Source organism: Aeromonas sp. 62-46 (assembly GCF_001898585.1).
Taxonomy (GTDB): Bacteria; Pseudomonadota; Gammaproteobacteria; order Enterobacterales; family Aeromonadaceae; genus Aeromonas; species Aeromonas caviae.
Genome location: NZ_MKUI01000028.1, coordinates 1 through 13,137 on the forward strand (window position 1 = coordinate 1; position 13,137 = coordinate 13,137).

At 60.7% G+C, this 13,137-nt stretch carries 10 protein-coding genes and 1 tRNA gene; 7 read left to right on the forward strand and 4 right to left on the reverse strand.

All coding sequences use genetic code 11. The annotated features are described in order from the left end of the window. Nucleotides 1-164 precede the first annotated feature (164 nt). Both BGO64_RS09650 and BGO64_RS09655 read right to left on the reverse strand, forming a co-directional pair. A complete protein-coding gene (locus BGO64_RS09650; RefSeq protein ID WP_286700589.1) occupies nucleotides 165-1,190 on the reverse strand; it encodes a tyrosine-type recombinase/integrase in 1,026 nt (341 codons plus the stop codon). A gap of 113 nt (nucleotides 1,191-1,303) precedes the next feature. Then, nucleotides 1,304-1,388: transfer RNA gene (locus tag BGO64_RS09655), tRNA-Leu, on the reverse strand. Nucleotides 1,389-1,531: 143 nt separating this feature from the next. Between BGO64_RS09655 and BGO64_RS09660 the strand changes: the two genes are divergently transcribed. Then, nucleotides 1,532-2,044 (forward strand): RDD family protein, encoded by a 513-nt coding sequence (locus BGO64_RS09660; RefSeq protein WP_161470421.1) that lies wholly within the window; start codon nucleotides 1,532-1,534, stop codon nucleotides 2,042-2,044. A 144-nt stretch (nucleotides 2,045-2,188) separates the two neighbouring features. On the opposite strand, the gene lptG is transcribed toward BGO64_RS09660, so the two are convergent. Together lptG and lptF are read right to left on the reverse strand one after the other, a co-directional pair. Continuing rightward, nucleotides 2,189-3,259, reverse strand: a complete 1,071-nt coding sequence (gene lptG, locus BGO64_RS09665; protein ID WP_010672962.1) for an LPS export ABC transporter permease LptG — start codon at nucleotides 3,257-3,259, stop codon at nucleotides 2,189-2,191. Between the two features lie 25 nt (nucleotides 3,260-3,284). Continuing rightward, a complete protein-coding gene (gene lptF, locus BGO64_RS09670) occupies nucleotides 3,285-4,397 on the reverse strand; it encodes an LPS export ABC transporter permease LptF (protein ID WP_286700590.1) in 1,113 nt (370 codons plus the stop codon). Between the two features lie 172 nt (nucleotides 4,398-4,569). Between lptF and pepA the strand changes: the two genes are divergently transcribed. From pepA to pbpG, 6 genes are all read left to right on the forward strand, one after another. Continuing rightward, nucleotides 4,570-6,081, forward strand: a complete 1,512-nt coding sequence (gene pepA / locus BGO64_RS09675; RefSeq protein ID WP_010672960.1) for a leucyl aminopeptidase — start codon at nucleotides 4,570-4,572, stop codon at nucleotides 6,079-6,081. A 169-nt stretch (nucleotides 6,082-6,250) separates the two neighbouring features. Next, a complete protein-coding gene (locus tag BGO64_RS09680; RefSeq protein ID WP_124813907.1) occupies nucleotides 6,251-6,706 on the forward strand; it encodes a DNA polymerase III subunit chi in 456 nt (151 codons plus the stop codon). Nucleotides 6,707-6,771: 65 nt separating this feature from the next. Then, nucleotides 6,772-9,624, forward strand: coding sequence for a valine--tRNA ligase (locus BGO64_RS09685; RefSeq protein ID WP_286700591.1), 2,853 nt, complete (start codon nucleotides 6,772-6,774; stop codon nucleotides 9,622-9,624). 207 nt (nucleotides 9,625-9,831) lie between these two features. Next, nucleotides 9,832-11,124 (forward strand): hemolysin family protein, encoded by a 1,293-nt coding sequence (locus BGO64_RS09690; protein ID WP_029313724.1) that lies wholly within the window; start codon nucleotides 9,832-9,834, stop codon nucleotides 11,122-11,124. 18 nt (nucleotides 11,125-11,142) lie between these two features. Then, a complete protein-coding gene (locus BGO64_RS09695) occupies nucleotides 11,143-11,808 on the forward strand; it encodes a DedA family protein (RefSeq protein WP_214003111.1) in 666 nt (221 codons plus the stop codon). Nucleotides 11,809-11,986: 178 nt separating this feature from the next. Continuing rightward, nucleotides 11,987-12,772, forward strand: coding sequence for a D-alanyl-D-alanine endopeptidase (pbpG, locus tag BGO64_RS09700; protein ID WP_372587724.1), 786 nt, complete (start codon nucleotides 11,987-11,989; stop codon nucleotides 12,770-12,772). Nucleotides 12,773-13,137 lie beyond the last annotated feature (365 nt).

Genomic DNA, 13,137 nt, shown 5'->3' on the forward strand with positions numbered 1-13,137 from the left:
TGCTTGCTCATAACACCTCCTGATTGACCTCAGTTTGAGGCTCTTGAGGTGTCTAGGAAAGTAGGGGCGATTCAGTTGCCGCGGGTCCTGCTTATGCCAGTCCTCCAAGAATCTTTTGGTCGGTAGAAATTCGTCCTCATTTTCATCGTTGTATTCGTATTTTTTCATTTTTCAATGCTCGTTATGTCACCAAAAACACGTTCTGTCAGGGCTGATTTATGGGCCACACACAAGTGGGCATACCGCATAACCATCGCCAGCGTCTTGTGTCCCAAGTGGTTGGCAATCTCCAACAGGGTGGCACCATTCATGGCAAGAAAGGAGGCGCAGGTATGGCGCAAATCGTGGAATCGGAAGTCGGTGATTGCGGCCTCGATAAGGCATGCTTTCCAGTGATGATCGAAATGCTCAAACGGACCATGCAGCTGCGATGTGTGGGGGAACAGGTAGACATCGCCCACCTGACGGAACGGCATCAGCTCTTGAATGACGGATGCAGTCAGCGCCAAGATGCGCGGATCCTCATTCTTAGAACGCGGAAGGCGAGCGGTTTTCCGTTGAAAATCGATGTCCGCCCATTTCAGGTTGATCAGCTCGCTCCTGCGGGCACCGGTGGCGATAGCCATGTGGATAAGCAGATGCAGGCGTTCCCACTTACTGGCACTTGCAGCTTTCAGCAGGCGGGACAGCTCATCATCAGATAAGAAGCGGGTGCAGCCATTGTCCTCGGTCTGCTGGCGAACTTCACGGGCGGGGTTGTGCTTAACGTCGTGCTTGTCGTTGAACCATTGGAATACGGAAGAAATGGCCGCTTTGTAGCGGTTGAGCGTACTTGGGCTTTTCTCATCTTTTTGGAGAGCCTCGAGAGCGGATTTGATGTGCTGCCGAGAAACCTTACCGACGGGCTTGCCCTTGAGGCGGTCAGCCCACCAGCCAAGACGCTGGATGATCGAACGATCACGGCCTTTATACTGGTCGAGAAATGAGGTTATTGCGGAATCAATGAGGATTGTGGAAAGGCTGGAGTGCGTCAAAGCATCGGCTATGTCATCGTAAACAATGAGCTGCGCCATAAAGGCTTCGGCGGCTTTTTTGGTTTTGAAAGTTTGACCGATTCGACGGCCATTTTTCATGAACTGTACGCGATAGCTACTGCCACGCTTACCGGTGATTTTTTGAATGTTTGCCATGGTTGAAACCCTTTGCACGAAATTGCACGAAGTTTTGGTTTTCAACCGCAGTACTCAGGAGACATAACGCCGCATCTGCCACGTTAACCTGTTGACCAAACAGGGTTTAATAATGGTGCCCGGGGTCGGACTCGAACCGACACGTCTTGCAACGGCGGATTTTGAATCCGCTGCGTCTACCGATTTCGCCACCCGGGCAGCTGCGAGGGATTATACGAATGGCGCTTGGCCATGCAAGGTGTTTTTCTTGCCCCCACCGTTGTTTGCTCATTTATTCAACGCCTTGCCGATGCCAGGCCAGTTACATAGAATGCCCGCATCATATTAATGGAATAATCATCATGGCCAAGCGCAAGACCCCCTCCCCTCTCCAGCCTGCTCCCCGGCATCCGTCCGCCGGTCTGCTGCGCCGTCTCGGCGCCCTGCTCTATGACTATCTGGTGGTGATTGCCCTGCTGATCATCGCCGGCTTCATCGGGATGGGTGTGGCCCACCTGCTGCTGGCCACCGGCATGGCGCACGTTCCCGAGGGCAAGGATGCCGCCTGGCTGCTCACCAGCCCCCTCTACAGCGCCTGGCTGGCCTTCGTCATCTGCGGTTTCTACACCTGGTTCTGGGTCCGTGCCGGCCAGACCATCGGCATGCGGGCCTGGCGCCTGCGCATCCAGAACCTGGACGGCAGCAACATTCGCGTCACCCAGGCCCTGATCCGGCTCGCCACCTCGGCCTTTGGCCTGGGCAACCTGCTGTGTGTGTTCAATCGCGCCCGCCCCCGCGCCTTCCAGGACATCTGGGCCGAGTGCGAGGTGGTGGTGCTCGGCAAGGCGGAAAACCTGGAGCAGCTCAATCGCTGATCCCAAGGCGGCAACGAAAAAGGGCACCCCGAGGTGCCCTTTTTGCTGACCAGAACTGACTGCTTGCAGCTCAGAACCTTGACGGAAGCGGTGCATCGAGAGCAATGGCCGCCTTTTGTCAGCAGCCCGCCGTCCTTCAGGCCGCTACTGCTTGCGGCTCAGGATATAGAAGGAGATGCCGCCAAACAGCAGGCTGGGTGCGATGGCCGCGAGGATGGGCGGGACCGCATAGACCAGGCTGACCGGGCCGAACACCCTGTCGCTCACATAGACCGCGAAGCCGGTCATGATCCCCATCAGCATCCGCGCCCCCATGCTCACCGAGCGCAGCGGACCGAAGATGAAGGAGGAGGCGAGCAGTATCATGGCCACCACGGAGAGCGGTGAGAGCAGCTTGCGCCACATCTCCAGCTTGTAGCGTCCGGCATCCTGCTTGTTGGCATCCAGATAACCGATGTAGTCCCGCAGCCCCGAGATGGGCAGGTTCTCGGGATCGATGCTGACCACCCCTAGCTGCTTGGGGGTCAGCTCGGATTGCCAGGCCATCTGGGCATGCTCTTCGTCCTGGATCCGGGTGGGATCGTCAAACCGGGTGATGTGCACCTGTTTCAGCAGCCAGTGGTGATCCTCGAACACCCCCTCCTTCGCCTGCACCACGTCGATCAGGTTGCGGGACGGAGTGAAGCGATAGAGGGTGATACCGGTCAGGGCGCCATCGTTGCGCACCCCGTTGATGTTGACGAAGTTGTTGCCATCCCGTGCCCATACCCCGTAGGCCGAGACCGTGAGTCGCCCTTCCGACATGGCCCCCGCCTTGATGTCATCCGCCATCCGCTTGGCGGCCGGTGCGACGTACTCTCCCATCAGCCCCACCAGCAGCATCAGGGGAATGGCGGTCTTGAGCGCCGCCATGACGATGCTGATCTTGGAGCGTCCCGCCGCCTGCATCACCACCAGCTCGGAGCTGGTCGCGAGCTGGCCCAGACCGATGAGGCCACCGAGCAGGGCAGCCAGGGGGAAGAAGAGCACCGCCTCCTTGGGCATGGAGAGCAGCACGTAGTAGAGGGCGTTGAGCATGTCGTAGTTGCCTTCCCCGACCGCCTTCAACTGCTCCACGTACTTGATGAGCGCGGCCAGCCCGACCAGGGTCAGCTCGCACAGCAGGATCGACATGAAGATGACCCTGCCTATGTATCTATCGAGAATGCCGAACATCAGCAGAGACTCCCAGGTTGCAGCATCACGCTGACTTTCTCTTGAACAATTGCCCTTTTACCCCGTTCCACCAGCTGGTGCCCTGCAGGTTGAGAGGCAACCCTATCAGCAGCAGATAGACCAGGGGCACCAGGAACATCCCGGGCCAGTGGGGCAGACGCCCGCTGTCGATGGCCGACCGGGCGGCACTGAGCAGCAGGAAATAGGAGAGATAGAGCAGGATGGCCGGCAGCAGCTTGGCGTAACGCCCCTGACGGGGATTGACCCGCGCCATCGGCACCACCAGGAAGGTGAGCACCAGGATGGAGAGGGGCAGCGACAGGCGCCACTGCAATTCGGCCATCAGCTGATTGTCCTGGGTGCCGAGCAATGCCAGGGTCGGCTTGGCCGCCGCCTTGCGGTTGGATCGCTCCATCTCCTGCTGGCGGATCACCAGGCTGTATTCACGGAACTCCGAGACCTGGAACTGCTTGCCGGTGAAATGTCCCTCGTAGCGCGAGCCATCCTTCAGGGTCAGCCACTGCAAGCCGTTGCTGTCGGCGGTCACCTGCCCCTCGTTGGCCACCACCACTGACGGGGGTGAGCCCCCCTCGGCCCGTTGCAGCACGAAGATTTTCTGCAACTCCGACCCCTTGTCGTTCAGATCCTGGATGTAGGCCACCAGGCGCCCCTTGTCGAGCTCCATGAAGCGGCCGGCCTGCAGGAAAGAGATACCGGGATCGGCCTTGAACTCGTCGATCACCTGGTACTCCCGCTCCTTGGCCTGGGGGGCGACCCAGCCGGTGTTGAACGCCGCGACGGCGGAGGTCAGCAAAGCCAGCACCAGAGCGCTGCCCATGATGAAACGGTGACTGAAACCCACCGCGTGCATCACCGTCATCTCGCTTTCCGCGTACAAACGGCCGTGAGCAAACAGAATGGCTAAAAACAGACTGATAGGCAGCATCAACAACGCCATATTCGGCAGGTTGAGCAGCAGGAGGGTGGATACCAGGCGCGTCGGCACCTCACCATCGGCGGCATCGCCAATGATCTGGATAAATTGCTGGCTGACGAAGATAAGCAGCAGCACGAACAGCACCGCCAGCTGGGTTTTCAGGGTCTCCCTGAACAAATATCGGAAAACGATCACAGTCATTCCCAAGTAAACTTGTGTTTTTAGTCGAATGCCTGAAAAATAGGGCCCTATATTGGATTTTTACCAGTTTGAACTGCGGAGCCTGTGACTGTTCGCTCCGCCTCTGATACCCCAACAAGCACCGCATTATTCAATAAATGGTGCCTTTTGTCTTTAGGATGTAGGAGATTCCATGGAGTTCAGTGTAAAGAGTGGCAGTCCTGAGAAGCAACGCAGTGCCTGCGTCGTGGTCGGCGTTTTTGAGCCCCGCCGCCTCTCTCCGGTTGCCGAACAGCTGGACAAGATCAGCGACGGCTACCTCAGCTCGCTGCTGCGCCGTGGCGACCTGGAAGGGAAACCGGGCCAGATGCTGCTGCTGCATCAAGTACCGGGCGTGCTCAGCGAGCGCGTACTGCTGGTCGGGTGCGGCAAGGAGCGCGAACTCGACGAGCGCCAGTACAAGCAGATCATCAACAAGACCATCACCACCCTGAACGAAACCGGCTCCATGGAAGCGGTCTGCTTCCTGACCGAGCTGCACGTCAAGGGTCGGGATACCTACTGGAAGGTGCGTCAGGCGGTGGAAACCACCAAGGCGGGCCTCTACAGCTTCGATCAGTTCAAGACCAACAAGGCCGAACCGCGCCGTCCGCTGCGCAAGCTGGTCTTCAACGTGCCGACGCGTCGGGAACTGACCATAGGCGAGCGCGCCATCAACCACGGCCTGGCCGTGGCGAAAGGGGTGCGCATCTGCCGCGACGTGGCGAACATGCCGCCCAACGTCTGCAATCCCGCCTACCTCGCCTCCCAGGCCCGCCGTCTGGCGGATGCCTATGACAACATCACCACCAGGGTGGTGGGGGAGCAGGAGATGGCCGAGCTCGGCATGAACTCCTACCTGGCAGTGGCCCGCGGCTCCGAGAACGAAGCCATGATGGCCATCATCGAGTACAAGGGCAACGCCGACGCCAAGCCCATCGTGCTGGTGGGCAAGGGGCTGACCTTCGACTCCGGCGGCATCTCCATCAAGCCGGCAGACGGAATGGACGAGATGAAGTACGACATGGGTGGCGCCGCCTCCGTGCTCGGCACCATGCACGCCCTGGCCCAGTTGCAGCTGCCCATCAACGTCATCGGCGTGCTGGCGGGCTGCGAGAACATGCCGGGGGGCAACGCCTACCGCCCTGGTGACATCCTCACTACCATGTCCGGCCAGACCGTCGAGGTGCTCAACACCGACGCCGAAGGCCGCCTGGTGTTGTGCGATGCCCTCACCTATGTGGACCGCTACGATCCCGAGACCGTGATCGACGTAGCGACCCTGACCGGTGCCTGCATCATCGCCCTTGGCCACCATACCTCTGGCCTCTTGGCGAACCACAACCCCCTGGCCCACGAGCTGCTCAACGCCTCCGAACAGGCCGGCGATCGCGCCTGGCGCCTGCCCCTGTTCGACGAGTATCAGGAGCAGCTGGAAAGCCCGTTCGCGGACATGGCCAACATCGGTGGCCGTCCGGCCGGTACCATCACTGCCGCCGCCTTCCTGTCGCGCTTCACCAAGAAGTACAACTGGGCCCACCTGGATATCGCAGGGACCGCCTGGAAGAGCGGCAAGGAGAAGGGTTCCACCGGCCGTCCTGTGCCCCTGCTGACCCAGTTCCTGCTCAACCGGGCCGGCGTGGCGGACGTCGAAGACAAGGAGTGATCCCCTTCCCCATCGACTCGAAAAGCGATGCGAGAAGGCGTTACCCTGTATCACAAGGAAGAGGCCTGCCTCTTCCTTGTTTCATTGAGAGAATCCGGGAAGTCCGTGCCAGACGCGGCTCCCGAAGACGGCCAATCGCTGTCCGTCACAGCCAAACGGGACCGACCTGATGAGCCAAGTGACCTTTTACCTGATGAGCCAGCCCGATGATGCGGATGCCTCCGCCGTCGAGCGCCTCGCCTGCCAGCTTGCGGCCGATGGCTGGAGCGCAGGCCACCTCTTTCTGCTGTGTGAGGACGAGGCCCAGGCCCTGCGTCTGGACGAGCTGTTGTGGCAGTTGCCGCCCGATCGCTTCGTGCCGCACCAGTTGCAGGGGGAGAGCGGTCAGGCCCCGGTGGAGATAGGCCATCAGCCGCCACGGCGGCGCTATGCCTGCCTCATCAACCTGGCCCGGCAGACACCTTTGTTTGCAGGACACTTCGCTCAAGTGGTAGATTTTGTCCCCACTGACGAAACGCAAAAGCAGCAAGCCCGCGAGCGCTACAAGCACTATCGCCAGGCGGGCCATACCCTCGAGATGAGGGATCAGCCCGTCCTTGCCGCACCGGATCCGGCGCAGCCCTGACTGTGCCACCCTCGATCCACGACGAATCAACACCAGAATCCATCCATCCAGAATACGGCGAGACCATGGAAAAGACTTTTAATCACAACGCCATCGAACAGGCGCTCTACCAGCACTGGGAAGCCCAGGGTTACTTCAAGCCCCACGGCGACACCAGCAAAGACTCCTTCTGCATCATGATCCCGCCGCCGAACGTCACCGGCAGCCTGCACATGGGCCACGCCTTCCAGCAGACCCTGATGGACACCCTGATCCGCTACAACCGCATGCAGGGCAAGAACACCCTGTGGCAGGCGGGTACCGACCACGCCGGTATCGCCACCCAGATGGTGGTTGAGCGCAAGATCGCCGCCGAAGAGGGCAAGACCCGCCACGATTACGGCCGGGAAGCCTTCATCGACAAGATCTGGCAGTGGAAGGAAGAGTCCGGTGGCACCATCACCCGTCAGATGCGCCGTCTGGGTGACTCCGTGGACTGGGAGCGCGAACGCTTCACCATGGATGAGGGCCTCTCCGCCGCCGTCCAGGAAGTGTTCGTGCGCCTGTACGAAGACGGCCTGATGTACCGCGGCAAGCGTCTGGTGAACTGGGATCCCAAGCTCAACACCGCCATCTCCGACCTGGAAGTGGAAAACCGCGAGATCAAGGGCCACATGTGGCACCTTCGCTACCCGCTGGCCAACGGCGCCAAGACCGCCGAAGGCCAGGATCACCTGATCGTCGCCACCACCCGTCCGGAAACCATGCTGGGTGATACCGCCGTGGCCGTGAACCCGGAAGACCCCCGCTACAAGGCGCTGATCGGCCAGCACATCCTGCTGCCGCTGGTGAACCGTCTGATCCCCATCGTTGCCGACGAACATGCCGACATGGAGAAGGGCACCGGCTGCGTGAAGATCACCCCGGCCCACGACTTCAACGACAACGAAGTGGGCAAGCGCCACAACCTGCCGATGATCAACATCTTCACCCTGGACGCCCACGTGCGTGCCGAGGCCGAAGTGGTCGATACCAATGGCAACCCGAGCACCGCCTATGACGCAGCCCTGCCGACCGAGTTCGCCGGGATGGAGCGCTTCGCCGCCCGCAAGGCCATCGTCGCCAAGCTGGACGAGCTGGGCCTCCTGGCCGAGATCAAGGATCATGTGCTGCAACAGCCGTACGGCGATCGCGGCGGCGTGCCCATCGAGCCCATGCTGACCGACCAGTGGTACGTCCGCGTGGCCCCCATGGCCAAGACCGCCATCGAGGCGGTGGAAGATGGCCGCATCCAGTTCGTGCCGAAGCAGTACGAAAACATGTACTTCTCCTGGATGCGCGACATTCAGGACTGGTGCGTCTCCCGTCAGCTGTGGTGGGGTCACCGCATCCCGGCCTGGTATGACGATGCCGGCAACGTCTACGTGGGCCGCAACGAAGAGGAAGTGCGCGCCAAGCACAGCATCCCGTCCGTGACCGTGCTGCGTCAGGACGAAGACGTGCTCGACACCTGGTTCAGCTCCGCCCTGTGGACCTTCTCCACCCTGGGCTGGCCGAACAACACCGAGGCGCTCAAGACCTTCCACCCGACCGACGTGCTGATGAGCGGCTTCGACATCATCTTCTTCTGGATTGCCCGGATGATCATGATGACCATGCACTTCATCAAGGACGAGAACGGCCAGCCGCAAGTCCCATTCAAGACCGTCTACATCACCGGCCTCATCCGTGACGAAGAAGGCCAGAAGATGTCCAAGTCCAAGGGCAACGTGCTGGATCCCCTCGACATGATCGACGGCATCTCCCTGGAAGACCTGCTGGAGAAGCGCACCGGCAACATGATGCAGCCGCAGATGGCCGAGAAGATCGCCAAGCGCACCGCCAAGCAGTTCCCGGAAGGGATCGAGGCCCACGGCACCGACGCCCTGCGCTTCACCCTGGCGGCGCTGGCCTCTACCGGTCGTGACATCAACTGGGACATGAAGCGTCTGGATGGCTACAACAACTTCTGCAACAAGTTGTGGAACGCCTCCCGCTACGTGCTGATGAACACCGAAGATCAGGATTGCGGCTTTGCCGGTGGCGAGATGCAGTTCAGCCTGGCGGATCGCTGGATCCAGTCCCAGCTGCAAGTGGCCATCCGTGACTTCCGCACCGCCCTCGATACCTACCGCTTCGACATCGCGGCAGGCGTGTTGTACGAATTTATCTGGAACCAGTTCTGTGACTGGTATCTGGAGCTGACCAAGCCGATACTGACCAAGGGTTCCGAGGCCGAGCAGCGCGCTGCCCGCCACACCCTTGTCAGCGTCCTCGAGACCCTGCTGCGCCTGGCTCACCCGATCATCCCGTTCATCACCGAGACCATCTGGAAATCGGTCGCCCCGCTGGCTGGCGTACACGCCGACACCATCATGATTCAGGCTTTCCCGGAATTCGACGCCGCCAAGGTGGACGAAGCCGCGATGGCGGATCAGGAGTGGGTGAAGGAGTTCATCGTCAGCATCCGCAACATCCGCGCCGAGATGAACGTGGCCCCGAGCGTGCTCCTCAACGTGCTGCTCCAGTGCGATGCCAAGGATGCCCAGCGCGCCCAGGGCAACGAGGCCTTCCTCAAATCCCTGGCCCGTCTGGAATCCATCCGCGTGCTTGGCGCAGGTGAAACCGCCCCGCTGTCGGTCAAGAAATTGATCGGTGCCACCGAGCTGATGATCCCGATGGCCGGTCTCATCGACAAGGAAGCCGAACTGGCCCGCCTGGCCAAAGAGGTGGCCCGTCTGGTGGGCGAGTGCGGCCGCATCGAAGGCAAGCTCGGCAACGAAGCCTTCGTCGCCAAGGCGCCGGAAGCGGTCATCATCAAGGAGCGCGAGAAGCTGGAAGATTACCGTCTCCAGCTGACCAAGCTGGAAGCCCAGCAGGCCGAGATCGCCGCGCTCTAAGCCACAGCGCAACATGACAAGCCCCCGTTTATCGGGGGCTTTTTCATGTCAGGGGTTCAGTTCTCCCTCTCCTGCCCCGCAGTTTTATCCCTCCCGCCGGGACGATATTCAAAAATTCACGAGCCAAATCACCTCCTTTCACAAGCGCAGAGCCCGCAAATTCATTACACTGCCAGCGGTCTTTTCTATCGGGAGTGCTGCTGCAGTATGGAAATATTGATCCTGTTTGGATTGATTTTGCTCAATGGCGTCTTCGCCATGTCGGAAATCGCCATCGTGACGGCACGCAAGGCACGCCTCGCCAAAATGGCGAGCGAAGGGAGCCGCTCCGCCGCCATCGCCCTCAAGCTCGGGGAAGATCCGACCCATTTCCTCTCCGCCGTGCAGATCGGCATCACCAGCATCGGTCTGCTCAACGGTATCTATGGCGAGTCCCTGCTGGCCCAGCCCTTCGCTCTCTGGCTGCAGGAGTGGGGGCTCTCCCCCAAGAGCAGCAGCCTGCTCGCCACCGTCATCGTGGTCGTGCTGGTCACCTATCTCTCCATCGTGGTAGGGGAGCTCGTGCCCAAACGCCTCGGACAGCTCAGCGCCGAGCGCATCGCCTGTCTGGTAGCCCGCCCCATGCTCTGGCTGGCGACCCTGACCCGTCCCTTCGTCTGGTTGCTCTCCGCCTCCACCAACGCCAGCCTGCGGCTGCTGCGGGTCGATCAGCGCAGCAGCAACAACGTCACTCAGGAGGAGATCCACGCCATGCTGGTGGAGGGCTCCGAAGCGGGGGTGATCGAGGACCATGAGCACACTATGTTGCGCAACGTGTTCCGCCTCGACGAACGCAGCCTGGCCTCCCTGATGGTGCCGCGCAGCGACATCCGCTATCTGGACCTGTCACTGCCACTGGAAGTGAACCTCCAACGTCTGGTGGAGTATCGCCACAGCTTCTTCCCTGTCTGTGACGGCAGCCTGTCGGATCTCGTCGGCATCCTCAACGTCAGCAAGGTGCTGCACGCCTACATCAAGGGAGAGCCCATCGATCTGGCGGCGCTGACCCAGGACGGCAGCCTGCTGCCGGAGACCCTCAACGGCCTGGAGCTGCTCAACCACTTCCGTACCCACTCCGAGCACATGGTGCTGGTGGTGGACGAATATGGCGAGCTGCAGGGGCTGGTCACCCAGCAGGATCTGCTGGAAACCCTGGCCGGCGACTTCCAGCAGGAAGATGGGGAGGACAACTGGGCCTTCCAGCGCGCCGACGGCAGCTGGCTGCTCGACGGCCTCATTCCACTGCCAGAATTGAAGGACTGTCTGGAGCTGGTTCGTCTGCCGGAAGAAGAAAAACATCACTATCACACCCTTGGAGGGCTTATCATGCTGCTCCTTGGCCGCCTTCCCCAGACCGGAGACCTGGTCACCCTGGAACAGTGGCAACTGGAAATCGTGGATATGGACGGCCTGCGCATCGACAAGGTACTTGCCATGCCCTTGACCGACCAACCCAGCTAACCTGCGGAGTTTGCATGTATGGAGCAGTTTTACCACCTGGCTCACGCCTTTATGCATCAGGATCTGGCGACACTCTCTGATCCCAAGATGGTCTTCATGGTCTATGTCGTCCTGCTGACCTTCCTGGTGCTCGAGAATGGCTTTATCCCCACTGCCTTCCTGCCAGGGGATACCCTGCTGATCCTGACCGGCGTGCTGATCTATCAGGGGGTGTTGCCGATGGCGGTGGTCCCGCTGCTGATCATGGCGACCTTCGTCGGTACCTGGCTTGGCTACATGCAGGGGCGTTTCCTCGGCCACACCCGGATGTATCACAGGCTGATGTCCCACCTCGATGACAAGCACAAGGAGAAGGTGCACTACCTGCTCAACAAGTACGGCATCATCACCCTGATCACCGCCCGCTACATCGCCTTCGTGCGTACCGCCTACCCCTATATCGTCGGCGCCAACGAGATCCCCCAGGGGCGCTTCCTGGTGGTCAACCTGATCAGCTCCATCATGTGGATCTGCCCCCTGGTCGGGCTGGGTTACTACCTGAGCCACACCAAGCTGGCCGCGCAGTATGAGTCCCAATTTCTCAGCGTCATTCTCTACCTGCCGGTCGTGCTGCTGGTGGGCGGCCTCATCGCTCTGGTCTGGCGCTGGTGGAGCAGACGCAAGCCCCGCATCTCCAGAGAGTGAGACAAACCACAGGGTCGCCCACAGGCGGCCCTTTTTTATGGAAAATAGTGGCGAATTCCCCCAGCTCGCTCTTGTAAAGCAGGGGCAAAAATGAGTGAATCTAGCGCCTTTTTTCGCTGTGGATGGAGTTGGTTGTATGGGGTGTTGGATTCGCGCAATCGCGCTGGTAGGTGGATTGATGGGACTGCTGGGTTCGCAGACAGCCCTGGCGACCCCCGACCCGGCCAAGCTGCAGCTCAAGTCGGGCAGTGCCCTGGTGATGGACGTCAACACCGGCAAGACCCTGTATCAGAAAAACCCCACCCGGGTGCGCCCCATCGCCTCCCTCACCAAGCTGATGACGGCGCTGGTGGTGCTGGATGCCCGCCAGAACCTCAATCAGACCCTGACCATTGATCAGAACGACAGGGACAACATCAAGCACACCTATTCACGGGTGCGCATGGGCACCCAGGTCAGCCGCCGCGACGCCCTGCATCTGGCGCTGATGTCCTCCGAGAACCGCATGGCCTCGGCGCTTGCCCGCCACTACCCGGGGGGTCGCCAGGCCTTCATCCGCGCCATGAACAACAAGGCCAGACAGCTCGGCATGCGCAACACCCGCTACTATGACTCCACCGGTCTCTCCACCCGCAACGTCTCCACCGCCCAGGATCTGGCCAAGCTCCTCTCTGCGGCCTATCGACAGCCGCTGATCCGTGAATTCACCCAGGACACCAGCAGGGAGATGCGCTTTCGCAAGCCGGCCTACAGCCTGATGTTCAACAATACCAACCCCCTGGTGAAGAACCCGGACTGGGATGTACGCCTCTCCAAGACAGGCTATACCGACGAAGCGGGCCGCTGCCTGCTGATGCGTGCCAAACCGGATCGTCAGGAGCTCGCCATCGTACTGCTCAACTCGGTGGGCAAACGCACCCCTGTCGGGGATGCCAACCGCATCCGCAAGTGGCTGAAAAGCTGATTCTCTCAACGAAGACATGAAAGGATGCCGCGGCATCCTTTTTTATTGCCCGCCAAACGCCACAGCAGACCGCCAGAGGGCGCCAGCCCCACACAGCATAGTGCGCGTTATGGTACGGGCACCCAGGTCGCCACAGGCACGGCCATGGGATGCGTCAGCAGCCTGCCAGACAAGATACGTCGAGAGTGGTGACCCGGGGGCACGTGCAGCCAGGGGGAACCGTCCCCCGTGGGGGCGTCAGGGAGAAGGACACGAGAGAGACAACCCCATGATGGGGAGGAGGAAATCGCCCATAAAAAAACAGCCCCGACTGACGTCGAGGCTGTCTGTATGGTGCGCCCGAGAGGATTCGAACCTCTGACCAC

What these genes read in the sequence shown, in the direction of transcription:
- BGO64_RS09650 (WP_286700589.1), bottom strand. Translation starts at nt 1,190, where the DNA reads ATGGCAAACATTCAAAAAATCACCGGTAAGCGTGGCAGTAGCTATCGC.
- BGO64_RS09660 (WP_161470421.1), top strand. Translation starts at nt 1,532, where the DNA reads ATGGCCAAGCGCAAGACCCCCTCCCCTCTCCAGCCTGCTCCCCGGCAT.
- lptG (WP_010672962.1), bottom strand. Translation starts at nt 3,259, where the DNA reads ATGTTCGGCATTCTCGATAGATACATAGGCAGGGTCATCTTCATGTCG.
- lptF (WP_286700590.1), bottom strand. Translation starts at nt 4,397, where the DNA reads ATGACTGTGATCGTTTTCCGATATTTGTTCAGGGAGACCCTGAAAACC.
- pepA (WP_010672960.1), top strand. Translation starts at nt 4,570, where the DNA reads ATGGAGTTCAGTGTAAAGAGTGGCAGTCCTGAGAAGCAACGCAGTGCC.
- BGO64_RS09680 (WP_124813907.1), top strand. Translation starts at nt 6,251, where the DNA reads ATGAGCCAAGTGACCTTTTACCTGATGAGCCAGCCCGATGATGCGGAT.
- BGO64_RS09685 (WP_286700591.1), top strand. Translation starts at nt 6,772, where the DNA reads ATGGAAAAGACTTTTAATCACAACGCCATCGAACAGGCGCTCTACCAG.
- BGO64_RS09690 (WP_029313724.1), top strand. Translation starts at nt 9,832, where the DNA reads ATGGAAATATTGATCCTGTTTGGATTGATTTTGCTCAATGGCGTCTTC.
- BGO64_RS09695 (WP_214003111.1), top strand. Translation starts at nt 11,143, where the DNA reads ATGGAGCAGTTTTACCACCTGGCTCACGCCTTTATGCATCAGGATCTG.
- pbpG (WP_372587724.1), top strand. Translation starts at nt 11,987, where the DNA reads ATGGGACTGCTGGGTTCGCAGACAGCCCTGGCGACCCCCGACCCGGCC.